Source organism: Pseudomonas palmensis, assembly GCF_049942755.1.
GTDB lineage: Bacteria > Pseudomonadota > Gammaproteobacteria > Pseudomonadales > Pseudomonadaceae > Aquipseudomonas > Aquipseudomonas palmensis.
Map to the genome: position 1 here is coordinate 5305698 of NZ_CP187958.1, position 16179 is coordinate 5321876.

Annotated in this window: 15 protein-coding genes; 9 read left to right on the plus strand and 6 right to left on the minus strand. The window is 65.5% G+C overall.

Annotated features, from left to right (window positions below; genetic code table 11):
• Positions 1 to 26 precede the first annotated feature (26 nt).
• From ACPRTJ_RS24480 to ACPRTJ_RS24490, 3 genes are read right to left on the minus strand one after another with little or no spacing between them, the layout of a single operon-like run.
• Positions 27 to 818 carry a transglutaminase family protein gene (locus ACPRTJ_RS24480; RefSeq protein WP_426427436.1) on the minus strand — a complete coding sequence of 264 codons (792 nt, stop codon included), beginning with the start codon at positions 816 to 818 and terminating at the stop codon, positions 27 to 29.
• On the minus strand, positions 815 to 1765 hold the full coding sequence (locus ACPRTJ_RS24485; protein ID WP_043861214.1) for an alpha-E domain-containing protein: 951 nt from the start codon (positions 1763 to 1765) through the stop codon (positions 815 to 817). The genes ACPRTJ_RS24480 and ACPRTJ_RS24485 overlap by 4 nt, the downstream gene beginning before the upstream one ends.
• 3 nt (positions 1766 to 1768) lie before the next feature.
• Complete coding sequence (locus tag ACPRTJ_RS24490) at positions 1769 to 3178, minus strand: circularly permuted type 2 ATP-grasp protein (protein WP_043861213.1); 1410 nt, start codon at positions 3176 to 3178, stop codon at positions 1769 to 1771.
• Between the two features lie 302 nt (positions 3179 to 3480).
• Between ACPRTJ_RS24490 and ACPRTJ_RS24495 the strand changes: the two genes are divergently transcribed.
• Positions 3481 to 4362: a bile acid:sodium symporter family protein gene (locus ACPRTJ_RS24495; RefSeq protein WP_054914467.1), complete on the plus strand. Its 882-nt coding sequence runs from the start codon at positions 3481 to 3483 to the stop codon at positions 4360 to 4362.
• A gap of 90 nt (positions 4363 to 4452) precedes the next feature.
• Here the strand turns inward: ACPRTJ_RS24495 and ACPRTJ_RS24500 are convergent, their stop codons facing one another.
• Both ACPRTJ_RS24500 and ACPRTJ_RS24505 read right to left on the minus strand, forming a co-directional pair.
• On the minus strand, positions 4453 to 5718 hold the full coding sequence (locus ACPRTJ_RS24500) for an NTP/NDP exchange transporter (RefSeq protein ID WP_054914466.1): 1266 nt from the start codon (positions 5716 to 5718) through the stop codon (positions 4453 to 4455).
• Entirely contained in the window at positions 5718 to 6638 is a 921-nt protein-coding gene (locus ACPRTJ_RS24505; protein ID WP_196932198.1) for an aldo/keto reductase, read from the minus strand. The genes ACPRTJ_RS24500 and ACPRTJ_RS24505 overlap by 1 nt, the downstream gene beginning before the upstream one ends.
• A 130-nt stretch (positions 6639 to 6768) precedes the next feature.
• Here ACPRTJ_RS24505 and ACPRTJ_RS24510 point away from each other — a divergent pair, with 130 nt between their 5' ends.
• Genes ACPRTJ_RS24510 through ACPRTJ_RS24525 form a run of 4 tightly spaced genes read left to right on the plus strand, consistent with a single transcriptional unit; the run spans position 6769 to position 10223 of the window.
• On the plus strand, positions 6769 to 7368 hold the full coding sequence (locus ACPRTJ_RS24510; protein WP_043860615.1) for a paraquat-inducible protein A: 600 nt from the start codon (positions 6769 to 6771) through the stop codon (positions 7366 to 7368).
• A complete protein-coding gene (locus ACPRTJ_RS24515; RefSeq protein WP_058540221.1) occupies positions 7365 to 7997 on the plus strand; it encodes a paraquat-inducible protein A in 633 nt (210 codons plus the stop codon). The genes ACPRTJ_RS24510 and ACPRTJ_RS24515 overlap by 4 nt, the downstream gene beginning before the upstream one ends.
• The gene (locus ACPRTJ_RS24520; protein ID WP_100632732.1) at positions 7990 to 9645 is read left to right on the plus strand and encodes an intermembrane transport protein PqiB; all 1656 of its coding nucleotides are present in this window, start codon (positions 7990 to 7992) and stop codon (positions 9643 to 9645) included. Before ACPRTJ_RS24515 ends, ACPRTJ_RS24520 begins: the two co-directional genes overlap by 8 nt.
• A 17-nt stretch (positions 9646 to 9662) precedes the next feature.
• Positions 9663 to 10223, plus strand: a complete 561-nt coding sequence (locus tag ACPRTJ_RS24525) for a PqiC family protein (protein WP_043860612.1) — start codon at positions 9663 to 9665, stop codon at positions 10221 to 10223.
• A gap of 18 nt (positions 10224 to 10241) precedes the next feature.
• On the opposite strand, the gene ACPRTJ_RS24530 is transcribed toward ACPRTJ_RS24525, so the two are convergent.
• A complete protein-coding gene (locus ACPRTJ_RS24530) occupies positions 10242 to 11939 on the minus strand; it encodes a sulfatase-like hydrolase/transferase (protein ID WP_426427442.1) in 1698 nt (565 codons plus the stop codon).
• A 407-nt stretch (positions 11940 to 12346) separates the two neighbouring features.
• On the opposite strand from ACPRTJ_RS24530, the gene ACPRTJ_RS24535 reads away from it, so the two are divergent.
• The 4 genes from ACPRTJ_RS24535 to ACPRTJ_RS24550 are packed head-to-tail and all read left to right on the plus strand — an operon-like array spanning position 12347 to position 16169.
• Complete coding sequence (locus ACPRTJ_RS24535) at positions 12347 to 13699, plus strand: UDP-glucose dehydrogenase family protein (RefSeq protein WP_426427444.1); 1353 nt, start codon at positions 12347 to 12349, stop codon at positions 13697 to 13699.
• The gene (locus tag ACPRTJ_RS24540; RefSeq protein WP_043860609.1) at positions 13696 to 14778 is read left to right on the plus strand and encodes an NAD-dependent epimerase; all 1083 of its coding nucleotides are present in this window, start codon (positions 13696 to 13698) and stop codon (positions 14776 to 14778) included. Before ACPRTJ_RS24535 ends, ACPRTJ_RS24540 begins: the two co-directional genes overlap by 4 nt.
• A complete protein-coding gene (locus ACPRTJ_RS24545; RefSeq protein WP_043860608.1) occupies positions 14775 to 15521 on the plus strand; it encodes a sugar transferase in 747 nt (248 codons plus the stop codon). Before ACPRTJ_RS24540 ends, ACPRTJ_RS24545 begins: the two co-directional genes overlap by 4 nt.
• The gene (locus ACPRTJ_RS24550; protein WP_043860607.1) at positions 15522 to 16169 is read left to right on the plus strand and encodes a CpsD/CapB family tyrosine-protein kinase; all 648 of its coding nucleotides are present in this window, start codon (positions 15522 to 15524) and stop codon (positions 16167 to 16169) included.
• Positions 16170 to 16179 lie beyond the last annotated feature (10 nt).

Below are 16179 nucleotides of genomic sequence, written 5' to 3' on the forward strand. Positions count from 1 at the left end.
TGGCGTCGACACCTTGCATCGCCTGGCTACTGCACCTGCACCATCAGTTCCACCTGCACCTTGGCCAGCATGTGCTCCACCCCCCCGCCCCGGCGCATTCCGCGCACCGGGCACGCATCCAGGTAATCCAGCCCCACCGCCAGCTTCAGGTGGCGCTCGGGCCTGGCCAGCCGATTGGTGATATCGAAACTGTACCAGCCCTCCCCCAGCCAGGCTTCGGCCCAGGCATGGCTGGCCAGGTGCGTGGCGTCCTCGGTGCACAGGTAGCCCGACACATAGCGCGCCGGGATACCCAGGCTGCGCACACAGGCCAGAAACGCATGGGTATGGTCCTGGCAAACCCCCGCCTGCCTGGCGAACGACTCGGCCGCGGTAGTGCCCACCTCGGTGGCGCCGGGGCTGTAGGTCATGTGCTCGGCCAGCGCATTCATCAGCTCGATCAGCGCCGCCCTGTCGCGCCGCTCGCCGCAATGCTGCGCGGCAAACGCCAGCAGCGCCTCGTCGGCGGCGGTCAGCGGGCTGCTGCGCAGAAACGGCAGCGGCGACTGCAGGTCCGGCTCCACCTCGCGGGTGGGGTCGATTTCCACCTGGCCGTGGGCGCACAGCACGATCTCACCGTGGGGCTCGTCCAGGGTCAGTACATGCAGCACGTTGCCATAGGGGTCGAGCTGGCTGCGCGCCTTGCGCGGCATGTCCACCTGCCAGTCGATGACCCGCTGGCGCTCGCTGTCCTGGGGCGTGAGGCGCAGGAACTGGATGCTGGTGCACACCTCGTTGGCATAGCTGTAGGTGGTGTCGTGGCGAATGGACAGTTTCATACCACCTCCAGGTAGGCGTCGTGAATGGCCTGGCCCAGGTCGCGTACCTGATCGATGAACTCGATCAGCCAGGCGTGCAGGCCTGCATCGAGGATCTCGTCGATGCCGGTATAGCGCAGGCGAGCGTTGAGGCCGGCGGCCAGGCGCTGCGCCGGGCGGCCGTTGATGCCGGGCAGGTTGGACAGTTCAAGGTCCAGCTCCTGGATGCAGGCATGCAGCGAGCGCGGCACCTCGGCGCGCAACAGCAGCATTTCCGAAACCTGCTCGGCGTTCGGTGCGTTGCGGTAGATCTCGTTGAAAGCCTCGAACGACGACAGGGCGCGCAGCAAGGCGCTCCACTGGTAGTAGCCACGGGCCGACTTGTCGCTGACCTCCTCCGACTCCTCGCCAAACATCTCGTAGCGCGCATCCAGCAGGCGCAAGGTGTTGTCGGCACGTTCGATGAAGGTGCCCAGGCGAATGAAGCCATAGGCCTCGTTGCGCATGATGGTGCCCGAGGTGGCCCCGCGAAACAGGTGCGAACGCTCCCGCACCCATTCGCAGAACTGGCTGATGCCGTAGCGGCCCAGGCCGTTGCCGGCAATGGCGCGCATCTCCAGCCAGGTGGCATTGATGTTCTCCCACATGTCGGCGGTGATGCGCCCGCGCACGGCGTGGGCATTGCTGCGCGCCGCACGCAAACAGCAGTAGATGCTGCCGGGGTTGGCCTCGTCCAGGGCAAAGAAGTGCAGCATGTGCTCGGTGTCGAGCGCGCCGTGGCGGGCCTTGTAGTCTTCCAGCGTGCCGGCCGCCAGCAGCGACATGGCCAGCTCCGCGTGGCCGTCGCTGCGCCCGGCCTGGGGCATCAGCGACAGCGAATAGCTCACTTCGAGCATGCGCGCGAGGTTTTCCGCGCGCTCCAGGTAACGCGACATCCAGTAGAGGTCTGCAGCGGTTCTTGAAAGCATGGTTCAGTCCTCCACCACCCAGGTGTCCTTGGTACCGCCGCCCTGCGACGAGTTGACCACCAGCGAGCCTTCGCGCAGCGCCACCCGCGTGAGGCCGCCGGGCACCAGGCGGGTCTGGCTGCCCGACAGCACGAACGGGCGCAGGTCGATATGGCGCGGGGCAATGCCGCTTTCGACAAAGGTCGGGCAGGTGGACAGGCACAAGGTGGGCTGGGCGATGTAGTCCTGCGGCCGGGCCTTGAGGCGCAGGCGGAATGCTTCGATCTGCGCTGCCGTCGACGCCGGCCCCACCAGCATGCCGTAGCCCCCGGAGCCCTGGGTTTCCTTGACCACCAGGTGCTCCAGGTTGGCCAGCACATGGGACAGCTCGGCCGGCTTGCGGCACTGCCAGGTGGGCACGTTCTTCAGGATCGGCGCTTCGTCCAGGTAGAAGCGGATCATCTCGCCCACGTAGGGGTAGATCGACTTGTCGTCCGCCACCCCGGTGCCGACCGCATTGGCCAGCACCACGTTGCCCAGGCGGTAGGCGGCAATCAGGCCGGGCACCCCGAGCATCGACTCAGGGTTGAAGGTCAACGGGTCGAGGAAGGCGTCATCCAGCCGGCGGTAGATCACGTCCACCGGCTGGGGGCCGCAGGTGGTGCGCATGAACACGCGGTCGTCACGCACGAACAGGTCGGCGCCTTCCACCAGTTCCACCCCCATTTCGCGGGCCAGGAACGCATGCTCGAAGTACGCACTGTTGAAGCGCCCCGGGGTCAGCACCACCACCGTGGGGTTGTCCAGCGGGCTGGCGCTCCTGAGCGTGTCGAGCAGCAGGTTGGGGTAATGGTCGATGGGCGCGATGCGCTGGGCGGCGAACAGCTCGGGGAACAGGCGCATCATCATCTTGCGGTCTTCGAGCATGTAGCTCACGCCGCTGGGGGTGCGCAGGTTGTCCTCGAGCACGTAGTAGCTGCCGTCGCCATCGCGCACCAGGTCCACCCCCGCGATATGCGCATAGAGGCCCCGGTGCAGCCCCAGGCCACGCATGGCCACCTGGTAGCCCTCGTTGGCCAGCACCTGCTCGGCCGGGATGATGCCGGCCTTGAGGATGCGCTGCTCATGGTAGATATCGGCCAGGAACATGTTCAGTGCCTGCACCCGCTGGATGCAGCCACGCTCGATGACCTGCCATTCGCTGGCCTTGATGCTGCGCGGAATGATGTCGAACGGGATCAGGCGTTCGGTGCCCTGCTCGTCACCGTAGAGCGTGAAGGTGATGCCTGCGCGGTGGAACAGCAGGTCGGCTTCGCGGCGGCGTTGCGCCAGCAGTTCCAGCGGCGTGTCCGCTAGCCAGCGGGCAAACTCGCGGTAATGCGGGCGACACTGGCCCCCTGCGGCATACATTTCGTCAAAAAAAGCTCCGGACATACCCCACTCCTCGCCGTGTTCGTAACGGCTTCTTCTAATTGGCTGCTGTCTTCCAGTACCCGGGCCTTTCAACAGACTTTAGCAAGGGCTGTGCCCAACGCCCGGGAATCGCTCTGCCACGCCCCTCGAGCGCGGCGGGCGACCCGAGCGGTGCATGCATTTGCCCCATAACGGTGCGCGCAACCTGCCCGGTGCACGCTGCGCACCTTTTCGTAAAGACTTGTATCTACGGGGCCTCCCCAGCAGCACATGGCGATCTGGTGGCCTAGAATGCCGACACCTCTTTTCTGCGAGTTGCTGCCATGACCGCTTCGCCATTGCTGACCGCCTTCCTGCCCGTTGCGCTGGGCATCATCATGTTCGGCCTGGGGCTTTCGCTGACCCTGGCCGACTTCGCCCGGGTGGTGAAATACCCCAAGCCGGTGGTCATCGGCCTGGTGTGCCAGATCCTGCTGCTGCCCTTCATCTGCTTTCTGATTGCCAACGGTTTTGGCCTGGCACCGGCCCTGGCGGTCGGCCTGATGTTGCTGGCGGCCTCGCCCGGTGGCACCACCGCCAACCTGTTCAGCCACCTGGCGCACGGTGACGTGGCGCTCAACATCACGCTGACGGCGGTGAACTCGCTGATCGCGATCCTGACCATGCCGCTGCTGGTCAACCTGTCGCTGAGCTACTTCATGAGCGCCGACCAGGCCATCCCGCTGCAGTTCGCCAAGGTGCTGCAGGTGTTTGCCATCGTGCTGGTGCCGGTGGCACTGGGCATGCTGGTGCGGCGCCTGACCCCGGCCTTCGCGGCGCGCATGGAGAAACCGATGAAGCTGGTGGCGGCGCTGTTCCTGGCCGGCACGGTGATGCTGGCGCTGATGAAAGACTGGGCCACCGTGGTCGAGTACGCGCCCCTGGTAGGCGCAGCCGCGCTGTTGTTCAACCTGGTGAGTCTGGGGCTGGGCTACTATGTGCCGCGGATACTGAAGATTCCGAAGCGCCAGGCCATCGCCATCGGCATGGAGATCGGCATCCACAACGGTACGCTGGCGATTGCACTGGCGCTGAGCCCGACCCTGCTCAACAACTCGACCATGGCCATTCCGGCGGCGCTGTACAGCCTGATCATGTTCTTTACCGCCGCCGGGTTTGGCTGGTGGGTGAGCCGCAACCCGGAACCGGTGGCAGTGCTCGACTGACTGCACGGCAAGGCCGGCTGCTACGGGGTTCTGTGAACGGCGCAACCCCCTGTAGGAGCCGGCCTTGCCGGCGAAGCAAGCCAACACCGTTCAATTGCGTTGCTCCAATCGCCGCTGCCGTCTACCCAGCCAGCCCCCGGTAGCCGCCCACCCCAGCGCAATCCCCGCCCCGATCAGCATCGCCAGTTGCGGGTGCTCACCCAGCACATCCAGCCCGCGCTTGACCCAGCCACTGAGCGCATCGCCACCGCGATAGACCACCGTGTCGATGAAGTTCTTGGCGCGGTACTTCTGCTCGGCCGGCAACACGGTGTACAGCATCTCGCGCCCCGGCCGTACCAGCGCATACTCCCCCGCACGGCGCACCACCATCACTACCACGAACACCGCAAACACCGGGGCCAGGGCCAGCCACAGGAAGCCGGCCACCATCACCAGCGGCACCGCCACCAGCAACACGCCCACCCCCATGCGCCGCGCGATCCGCCCTGTGAAAAACAACTGGGTGAGGATCGCCAGCGCCTGCACCACGGTGTCGATCAGGCCGAACACCTGGGTCTGGCGGGTGCGGTCGGTAAAGGTCTGTGCCACCAGCCGCGCCTGCTCGAAGTACAGGAAGGTGCTGATGCTGGCCAGCAGCACCACGAACAGCGCCAGCATCAACAGGTAGGGCGAGCGCAGCACCTCGCCGGCCCCGGCGAACGGGTTGCCGCCCAGCGGCCGGGAGCGCGGGTGTTCGGCCTCCGCCGGCAAGGGCGCACGGTCGCGCCAGCGCTGCAGGTAGGTTGCCGCGCCGATGCTGCCCAGCAGAAACAGCGTGGCCAGCAACACCAGCCCGGCATGCCCGACCACGCCCACCAGCAGGGTACCCAGTATCGGCCCCACCAGCCCGCCCAGGCTCGCACCGGCTGCGAGCAACCCGAACAGGCGCTTGGCCTGCTCGTTGCTGAACAGGTCGGCCAGTACGCTCCAGGCCAGCGAGATGCTCAGCAGGTTGAACACCGACAGCCAGATGTAGAACGCCCGGGCCACCCACAGGTTGTCGGGCTGCACCGCGAACACCAGGGCGAAGGCCAGCAGGTTGCTTGCCAGAAAGCCGTAGGTCCAGGGCAGGATCCTGCGCCGCCGGGCCCGCGCCACCACCCAGCCGAACAGCGGCAATGCCAGCAAGGTGACGATGAAGGTGCCGGTGAACAGCCATTGCAGGTTGTCGACGCCGCCGGCCACCCCCATGGTCTCGCGTACCGGGCGCAGCATGAAATAGCCGGCGAACAGCAGGAAGAACAGCGCAAGGCCGCCCACCACCGCCGGGGTTTCGTCGTCGTGAAAGGTGAACAGCCGGCCCAGCAGGCGCATCAGCCGAACATCTTGATCAGCGCCTGCTGCCGGGCCGTGTCGAGCAACGCGCCACTGCCGGCCTTGAGCTGGTCGCGTTGACGGTCCGGGCGGCTGGTGGCCGGGATCACGGTCGTCACTGCCGGGTGACTGAGGGCAAATTTGAGAAACAGCTGCGCCCAGCTGCCAATGCCGGCTTCGCCGGCCCAGCCCGGCAACGGCTGGCCCTTGACCCTGGCAAACAGCCTGCCGTCGTCGAAGGCGCGGTTGATCAGTACCGCCACGCCCTTGTCCTGTGCCAGCGGCAGCACCGTGCGCGCGGCGCCAGGTGCATTCACCGAATAGTGGATCTGGATGAAGTCCAGCGGCTCGCGGCGCAGGATGCGCTCCAGTTCGTCCAGCCCGCCATCGGTGTAATGGGTAACGCCCACGTAACGGGTCTTGCCCTGGGCCTTGAGTTCACGGGCGTAGGGCAGTTGGCGCTGCCAGTCGCGCAGGTTGTGCACCTGCAGCAGATCGACCTTGTCGGTGCGCAGGCTGCGCAGCGTCTGGGCCCATTGCGCCTGCGCCGCAGCCTGGCTGTCGGCGGCGATCTTGGTGGCCAGGAAGGTGCGCTCGCGCCAACCGCCCTCCTCCAGCAACTGGCCCAGTATCGCGTCGGCGCCGCCATAGTTGGGCGAGGTATCGATGACCCGGCCGCCACCGTCGAAGAACACCTGCAGCACCGCTTTGAGCTGCTGGTACTCGGGGGAACCCGCCGTCACCTCGAAACTGCCCGAGGTGCCGGCGCCGATCACCGGCAAGGCCTCGCCGGTGGACGGCACCTTGCGCTCGAGCAGCGCCGTGTGGGGCTGCGCCAGGGCGTGCGGGCGGCTCAGCAGCAGCCCCAGGCCAGCGGCCAGGGCAGCACTGGTGGCGAGAAAACGGCGACGCGTAGGCATGCGCAGGCCTCCTGCAAAGCGGCGTTGGAAGGGGTCAAAGGGTCAAGCATAGACCATGGCCCAACGGCGCCGATTTGCTCAATTGCCATGCGCTTCTATATTGAGCTAGTCCCTGTTGCGAGTGCCAAGCGTGGCCAGCACCGATCGGTTGATCATCTGCGAACACTGCGACTGCGTGTATGAACGGGTCGAGCTCGCCAAACACCAGAAAGCGCTATGCCTGCGTTGCGGCGCCGTGCTGCAGCGCCATAACGGCCTGGATGTACAGCAGCGCCTGGCGCTGAGCCTCACTGCAGCGATCCTGTGGATGTTCGCCAACTTCTACCCGGTGATGAGCATCAGCCTGCAAGGCCTGCACAACAGCGCCACGTTATGGGACTCGGTGCGCGCCCTGGCCACCGGGCCGATCACCTTCATCGCCCTGGTGGCCGCCATCGCGATCATCATCGCGCCGATGTTCCAGCTGTTGCTGCTGCTGTGGGTGCTGGTGCATGCCCTGGGCCGACGCCGCTCGCCGGCCTTCAGCCTGTGCATGCGCTGGCTGGAAACCCTGCGCCCGTGGAGCATGCTGGAGGTGTGCCTGCTGGGGTCGATGGTGGCGGTGTTCAAGCTGGCCGGGCTGCTCGATGTGCTGCCAGGCCTGGGGTTGATCGCCCTGGCCGCCCTGAGCCTGCTGATGATCCGCCTGGCCGGGCGCGATATCCGCGACCTGTGGGTGTACCTGTCTTGAACGCGCCGCCGCTGGCCAGCGAGCTGGGCCTGGTGCTGTGCCATGCCTGCGGGCTGGCCTGCGACAACCGCGACCACCCCACCCAGTGCCCTCGCTGCGCAGCGCCGCTGCATGAGCGCAAGCCCGAGTCGCTGACCCGAACCTGGGCGTACCTGATCGCCGCCCTGGTGTTCTACATTCCGGCCAACCTGCTGCCGGTGATGAACACCAAGCTGTTCGGTGCCGGCGACGACAGCACCATCATGAGTGGCGTGCTCGAGTTCTGGTCCCATGGCTCATGGGACATCGCACTGATCATCTTCATCGCCAGCATCGCGGTGCCGGCCACCAAGTTCGTGGCCCTGGGCCTGCTGCTGGTGACGGTGCAGCGCGGCAGTACCTGGGCCCAGCGCCAGCGTTCGAAGCTGTTCCGCTTCGTCGAGCTGATCGGCTACTGGTCGATGCTCGATGTGATCGTGGTGGCGCTGGTTGCCGCGCTGGTCAAGTTCCAGGCCCTGGGCGACATCGAGCCGCGCCTGGGCATTCTGTTTTTCGGCATGGTAGTGGTGTTCACCATGCTCGCGGCCATGAGCTTCGACCCCCGCCTGATCTGGCAACCGCCCAACGGCAAGGAACCCGCGCATGAGTGAAGACAGCAACCACAGCGCGGCACAACCGGCCCGCCCGGCGGTGCAGACCCGGCGCTTCAGCGTGTCGCTGGTGTGGATCGTGCCGATCGTGGCAGTGCTGGTGGGCATCTCGCTGGTGGTGCACAACTGGCTGCAGGAAGGCCCCAGTATCCAGGTCACCTTCAAGACCGGACAGGGGCTGGAGGCCAACAAGACAGCAGTGAAGTACCGCAACGTGGTGATCGGCCAGGTCAGCGAAGTGGAGCTCAGCCAGGACCAGAAGAGCGTCACCGCCACCATCAAGCTGGTCAAGCAGGCCGAGAACTTCACCCGCCAGGACTCGCTGTTCTGGGTGGTGCGCCCGCGCATCGGTGCGGGCGGCGTAACGGGTATCGACACGCTGTTCTCCGGTGACTTCATCGGCGCCGATGCCGGGCAGTCGGACACCCGCGCCAAGACCTTCACCGGCCTGGAGACACCACCGCCAATCACCTACGGCGAACCCGGCAAGCGCTTCAACCTGCATGCCTCCGACCTCGGCTCGCTGGGCGTCGGCTCGCCGGTGTACTACCGCAAGATCCAGGTCGGCCAGGTGGTGTCGTACGCGCTGGACGCCAACGGCAAAGGGGTCAATGTCGAAGTGTTCGTGCACGCCCCCAACGATGCCTTCGTCACCGACAACACACGGTTCTGGAACGCCAGCGGCGTGGATGTAGAGGTGGGTGCCAACGGCTTTGCCCTGCGCACCGAGTCGCTGTCGTCGCTGATGGTCGGCGGCGTGGCCTTCAGGGCCCCGGACTACAGCCCCGACGACCAGCCGGCAGCCGAGGACAAGACCTTCGAGCTGTTCGACGACCGCCCCGCCGCCCTCGCCCCGCCGGCGGGCAAGGCGCAGTACCTGGCGCTGCGCTTCGACCAGTCGCTGCGCGGGCTCAAGGTGGGCGCACCGGTGGAGTTCCTGGGCATGGAATTCGGCCGGGTAGTCGCCATCAACCTCGACTTCGACGCCAAGACCCGCACTTTTCCGGTGAATGTGGGCATCGTGATCTACCCGCAACGCCTGGGCCAGGCGCATACCAAGATGCTCAAGGTGCTCAATCACAACCCTGACGATGAACAGGCCGGCGTCCGCCTGATGGGCACCTTCATCGACAACGGCCTGCGCGCCCAGGCCCGCAGCGGCAACCTGTTGACCGGGCAGTTGTACATCGCCCTGGATTTCTACCCCAAGGCGCCCAAGGTGACCTTCGACCCGAGCGCGCGCCCCATCACCATCCCGACCATCCCCAGCAGCCTGGAGCAACTGCAGGAGCAGTTCCAGGCCATGGTCGAGAAGATCAACAAGCTGCCCATCGAACGCATCGCCGGCAACCTTGACGCCAACCTGGTGGAGCTGCGCAAGGCGCTCAAGCAGTTCAATGGCAAGACCCTGCCCGGCATCGAGGGCACGCTGCAGGACATGAGCACCACGCTCAAGAGTGCCAATGCGACCCTGGCCGACGACTCGCCACAGCGCGAGCAGCTGTCGCAGACCCTGGACGACCTGGGCCGCATGACGCGCTCGATGCGCGAGCTGGCCGACTACCTCAAGCGCAACCCCGAGTCGCTGCTGCGCGGGCGGCCCGACAATGCCCCTGCTGATGCCTTGCAACCTTCCTCGCGCCAATGAGCACTGGAGCCCGCCCCATGACCTATCTGCTCAAACCTTCGCTGCTTGGCATCGCGCTGTTGCTGGCGGCCTGTCGCAGCGAGCCGGTGCACTACCACACCCTGGTGCCTGCGCAGCTACAGGCCGGGGCGACCCGTGCGGTAGACGTACGCATAGAGTCCATCAGCGTGCCGCCCCAGGTCGACCGCGAGCAGATTGTCGTGCGTCAGGGCGACAGCGGCCTGGCGGTGCTCGACAGTGAATGGTGGGGCGCCAGCCTGGTGGATGAACTGCGCAGCGCCTTGAGTGGCCAGCTCAACAGCAATGCACCGCGCACCCTGGGCCTGCGCCTGGAGGTGCAGCGCTTCGACTCGGTACCCGGGCAATACGCCCTGCTGGAGGCGCGCTGGCGCCTGCGTACACTGGGCGGCGATGCCAACCGCCCCGCCCTGCGCTGCCACAGCCTGGTACGCAGTGCGGCGGGCACCGGGATTGCCGAGCTGGTAGCAGCCCAGCAACGCAACGTGGCGCGTCTTGCAGGGCTGATAGCCCAGGCGGCCGATGACACCCGGGCCGGGTGCCCGGCCTCCGGTTCCTGAGGCATCGGGCCGGTCAGCTCACTGGGCCGTGCCCACCGGCATGCCCTGCGGCCCCGGTGTGACCACCACGTCCAGGTCGATATGCTTGAACTCGGGCTTGGCACCAAGGCGTGCATTGAAGCGGTAGTTGAAACTGAACGGATCGTTGGTCGGCACGTTGAGCGCGTGTCCGTAGATCGGCTCGACCGCCGCAGCGTCATACCCCAGCAACTGCAGCAGCGTGGGGAAGATGTTGTAGTGGCTGGAGCGGTCCTTGTTGGTCGCCAGTTGCGCCTGCCAGTCCAAAGTCTTCAGGCCCTGGCCCTGGATCACCACCAGCGGCACCAGGCCCTCTTCCTCCACCGGGTTCTCGCCACAGTGGGTGTTGAGCCCCGGGTTGCCGCGCTCATGCAGGTCCTGGCCATGGTCGGAGGTGTAGATGATCACCGCCTGGCTCAGGTCGGCCTGGGCAAACAGGCGCTTGAAGAATTCGCCCACGCTCCACAGCACGCTGTTCTTGTACGAGTTGCGGTACAGCACCCAGTCCTGCGGGGTACCACTGAACCCGTCGCGCTGACCGGTATCGGCGATGTCGGCATAGTGGCCCCGCGGCAACGCCGGCGTGTAGGTCATGAACGCATCCGGGTACTTGTCGTGCACCGGAAAATGCACCCCCACCTTGTTGATCACGATCAGTTGCGGCTTGCCGTCGCCCAGCAGCTCCACGAGCTTTTGCAGTGCGGCCATGTCGCGGTCGCGCACCGGGGTGGTATCGAACTGGATGAACTGGTCGATGTCGCGCTTTTCGGTGGCATCCATCAGGTTCTGCAGGTTGCCGCCGGTGCGCTGGCTGTCGATGTAGACGGTGCCAAGCCCGGCCTGTTTGGCGTACTGCCAGATCGACGGCAGGGTCGAGTTGATGCGCAGGTAATCGCTGCGGGTGCCGCCGTAGCGCAGCGTGACGTTGGTGTCGGCGCTGCAATTGGCGATGGAGGCGGCATAGCCGTAGTTGAAGATGCTGGCCCCCGGCTGGGGGTGGGTGAGGTTGCTGGTGACCCCGTTGGGGGTATTGAGGTCCAGGTAGTTGCCCGAAACGCTCTCGTCGATGATCAGCACGATATCGCGCGCCAATGGCGGGCCGCTGCGCGCCAGCGTCACTGGCTGGCGCGGGCCCACGCTGTCGTGCAGCGATTCGTAGAGGAACAGGTTCAGGTAGGCCAGCGGCGTGTACATCACCGGCAGGCCGCGTGCGCCCTCGCCGGCACGCACGAACAGGATGCCGGTCAACAGCGCCAGGCCCAGCAGCGGTGCGGCCCACGCCAGGGTGCCGGGCAGCCGCTGCACCGGGTCCGGGCGCAGGCCCAGCCCCAGCAGCAACAGCAGCCCCTTGGCCGCGACCCCCACGATCACGCTGTGGTACTGCTCAAGCGCCTCGCCGATGAACCCACCCGAATACACCATCGAAACGAAGGCGCTGTAGGTGAGGTATTCGGCGGTTATGCGCGTATAGGCGTCGAAAAACACCGCGCTGGCACAGAACCCCACTGCAAACAGCCAGCGCACCAGGCCCTGGCGTATGTTCGCGCACAGCCACAGAGCAGCCACCAGCAGCACGAACACACCGGCATACAACACCAGTGCCACCCCCAGCCCGATCGCCTCGAGACGCTCGAGGTAGCACGCATGGAAACTCAGAAGGTAAACCAGCAGCAACAGTCCCTTGATGTAAACGCGCATGACTTCCCCGCCAGAAATGTTTCCCCCAGCCCACTGAGGTTTCCCACACGGTAGCAGGATGCCGACAAAGCGCAAACCACAGTTTGTCAAAAAAATGACGAAATGTAGGGCGCCGATTATGACGCTTTTGAAGCGGGAATCTGATGCATTCGCGAAACAACCCACATTCCACGAGCCACGTTTTACGCGGGCTACGACCGTTCATCGCATTGACAACCGGCCAAGTGCCAGCCCATTTCGACGCTAAGGTACGGATTGGAAAAGGGTTGATGGCAAAACAGTGGAACTCCTACCACCTGTAACTCTACAGATACATGCCATAGGTTTGACACAAACCGGCTCAGCTGGTCTATACCGAATTCACACCCGCTGTTTCACTTTCATTACTCCATACGAGGCACGCCAGCATGGATGTGAGCGTATTTGGCACCGGTTATGTCGGACTTGTGCAAGCTGCCGCCTTGGCTGACGTAGGTCACCGGGTACTCTGTGTCGATGTAGACGCCCATAAAATCAGTCAGTTGCGACAAGGTGTTCCACCTATACATGAGCCTGGCCTGTCGAGCATGCTCGAGGAAAACATCAAGGAAGGTCGGCTGTCGTTCAGTACCCAGGCCAGCGATGCCGTCGCCCACGCCGAACTGATCTTCATCGCGGTCGGCACCCCACCGGACGAAGACGGCTCGGCCGACCTTTCCCACGTGCTGGGCGTCACCCGCCAGATCGCCGGCCTGATGGCGGCGCACCGCACCCTGATCATCAAGTCCACCGTGCCGGTGGGCACCGCCGACAAGGTGGCCGCGCTCGCCCGCGAGGAGCTCGACCGGCTGGGCAAGCATCAACTGCAGGTGCGGGTGGTCTCCAACCCCGAGTTTCTCAAGGAAGGCAGCGCCCTGGCCGACTGCATGCGCCCGGATCGGATCATCGTCGGTACCGCCGATGACCAGGCCCAGCAGCAGTTGTCCGAGCTGTACGCGCCGTTCTGCCGCAATCATGAAAAGCTCATGTTCATGGACAACCGCAGCGCCGAGCTGACCAAGTACGCGGCCAACGCCATGCTCGCCACGCGCATCAGCTTCATGAACGAACTGGCCAACCTCAGCGAGTTCCTCGGTGCCGACATCGAATCGGTGCGCAAGGGCATCGGCTCGGACCCACGCATCGGCTACCACTTCATCTACCCGGGCTGTGGCTTTGGCGGGTCGTGCTTCCCCAAGGACCTGCGCGCGCTGCTGCATACCGCCGAACACAGCGGCATGCCGCTGCGCCTGCTGCAGAGCGTGAGCGAAATCAACGACAGCCAGCGCCAGATCCTGTTCAGCAAGCTCAAGCGCAGCTTCCCCGGCAGCCTGAAGGGCAAATCCATCGCCCTGTGGGGCCTGGCCTTCAAACCCAATACCGACGACATGCGCGAAGCCCCCAGCCGCTACCTGATGGAGGCGCTGTGGGCCGAGGGCGCCACGGTGCGCGCCTTCGACCCCGAAGCCATGGCCGAATGCCGGCGCCTGTATGGCTACCGCGACGACCTGCAACTGTGCGCCACCCGTGACGACACCCTGGAAGATGCCGATGCGCTGGTGATCTGCACCGAGTGGAAGACCTTCCGCGTGGTGGATTTCAACCTGCTGGCGCAAAAGCTGCGCGAACGCCTGATCATCGACGGACGCAACCTCTACAGCCCCGAACAGGTGGCAACCTTCGGCCTGACCTACAGCGGCATCGGCCTGCGCCAGGTACAACCGCAGGTATCGGCGCCATGAGAATACTGGTCACCGGTGCGGCCGGCTTCGTCGGCGCACACTGCACACTGCGCCTGTTGCGCGACGGCCATCAGGTCGTGGGCCTGGATAATTTCAACGACTACTACGACCCCGCGCTCAAGCAAGACCGCGTGCGCTGGGTCCAGGCCCAGGCCGGCGATTTCGACCTGCGCCGCCTGGACCTGGCCGACGGCCCAGGCATCGAGGCGCTGTTCGCCGAGTTCGCCCCCGAGGTGGTGATCCACCTGGCCGCCCAGGCCGGGGTGCGCTATTCGCTGGACAACCCGCGCGCCTACGTGGACAGCAACCTGGTGGGTTTCCTCAACATGCTCGAGGCCTGCCGCCGCCATCCGGTGCAGCACCTGCTGTATGCCTCCTCCAGCTCGGTGTACGGCAGCAACCAGCGCACACCCTATGCCGTGCAGGACGCAGTGGACCATCCGCTGTCGCTGTACGCCGCGAGCAAGAAGGCCAACGAACTGATGGCCCACAGCTACAGCCACCTGTTCGCCATCCCCACCACCGGGCTGCGCTTTTTCACCGTGTACGGCCCCTGGGGGCGCCCGGACATGTCGCCCATCCAGTTCGCCCAGGCCATCAGCCAGGGCCACCCGCTCAAGCTGTTCAACTACGGCCAGCACCAGCGCGACTTCACCTACATCGACGACATCGTCGAAAGCCTGGTGCGCCTGATCCCGCTGGCCCCGGTCAGCGACCCGGCCTGGGACCGCCTGGCCAGCGACCCGGCCAGCAGCCACGCGCCCTGGCGCATCTACAACATCGGCGGGCAACGGCCGGTGGCCCTGACCGACTACGTGGCGCTGCTGGAAAAACACCTGCAGCGCACCGCCCAGGTCGAGTTGCTGCCCCTGCAGCCAGGTGACGTGCTGGACACCTGCGCCGATGCCAGTGCCCTGGCCCAGGCCACCGGCTTCACCCCGTGCATCTCGCTGGACGAAGGGCTGCGCCGCTTCGTCGCCTGGTTCGTCGATTATTACGCGCACACGCCCGACGACGCTGTGCGGTCCATCGGGCAAACGCCGGTTGCCGCGCCCGAGCATCAACGGAGGGTGGTATGACAGGCCAACAGAAAAGTGCTGAAACCCAGGCCCTGCGCCAGGACAAACGCATGGACCCCAATCACCGCATGCGCATCGATGCGGCGATTCACATGCAGGGCCGTGGCTGGATGACCGGGCGCGCCGGCGGGCGGCCGTGGACGCTGTCGCGCACCAACCGCGTACTGTCGTTCATCGGTGCGCTGATGATCGTGCTGTTGATTTCACCGCTGCTGCTGGTGCTGGCCGTGCTGGTCAAGCTGAGCAGCCCCGGCCCGGTGTTCTTCGTGCAGCAGCGCACCGGCTACCGCGGGCGCAGCTTCGGCATGTACAAGTTCCGCACCATGGTCGCCAACGCCGAGGACCTCAAGGAGTCGGTGCGCCACCTGAACAAGCACGGCGCCGACGCCATCGACTTCAAGATCGACAAGGACCCGCGCGTAACCCGCATCGGCAGCTTCCTGCGGCGCAGCAGCCTGGACGAGCTGCCCAACCTGTTCAACGTGATCCGCGGCGAAATGCGCCTGGTGGGCCCTCGCCCCACCTCCTTCAACGCCTATCGCTACAAGGACAGCCACCTGGCGCGCCTGAGCATCTACCCCGGCATGACCGGCCTGTGGCAGATCTCGGGGCGCAGCAACATCGACTTCGACCAGCGGGTCGAGCTTGACCTGAGTTACATCGCCGAACAGAGCTTGAGCCTGGACCTGAAGATCCTGCTCAAGACCCCCTTCAAAGTCTTCAGCGGCCACGGAGCAAGTTGAATGGACGGTTCTACTTCGAGAAGTCTGACCATCGCCACCCCCAGCGAAACCAACCTGACGTCCACCGTGCTGGACCAGGAGCAGCGCGTGCTGCTGCTGACCGCGGCCAATACCGGCAGCGGTACCAGCACCAGTGCGCTGGCCTTCGCCAAGCAGCTGACGCTGATGAGCGGCGGACCGGTACTGCTGGTGGACAGCAGCCCTACCAGCAACAGCCTGACCCAGCAGATGGGCCTGCAGAAGCTGCCCGGCTTTCGCGACCTGCTGTTCGAGCAGGACACCCCGCCCGTGCTGCAGGACTGCCTGGTGCGGGTATCAGACCAGCCTTTCGACATGTTGCCGTGCGGCCAGTACCGGCGTGGCAACGAACGCCTCAACCCGGACCGCCTGCGTGCCCTGCTGAGCCAGCTCAGCGCGCACTACCGCTTCGTGGTCATCGACGGCGAGGCGGTGTACTCCAGCGTCGACAGCCTGGTGATCGGCACCCTGGTCGATGGCGTGATCCTGGTGGTCACCGCCGAGGACACCCGCTGGGAGGTCGCCCAGGCCGCCGCCCAGCGCCTGACCCAGGCCGGCGCCAAGCTGATCGGCAGCGTGTTCAACCGACGCCGCTACTACATGCCCAAATGGCTTTACAACAATCTCTGAGCAGCCAGGC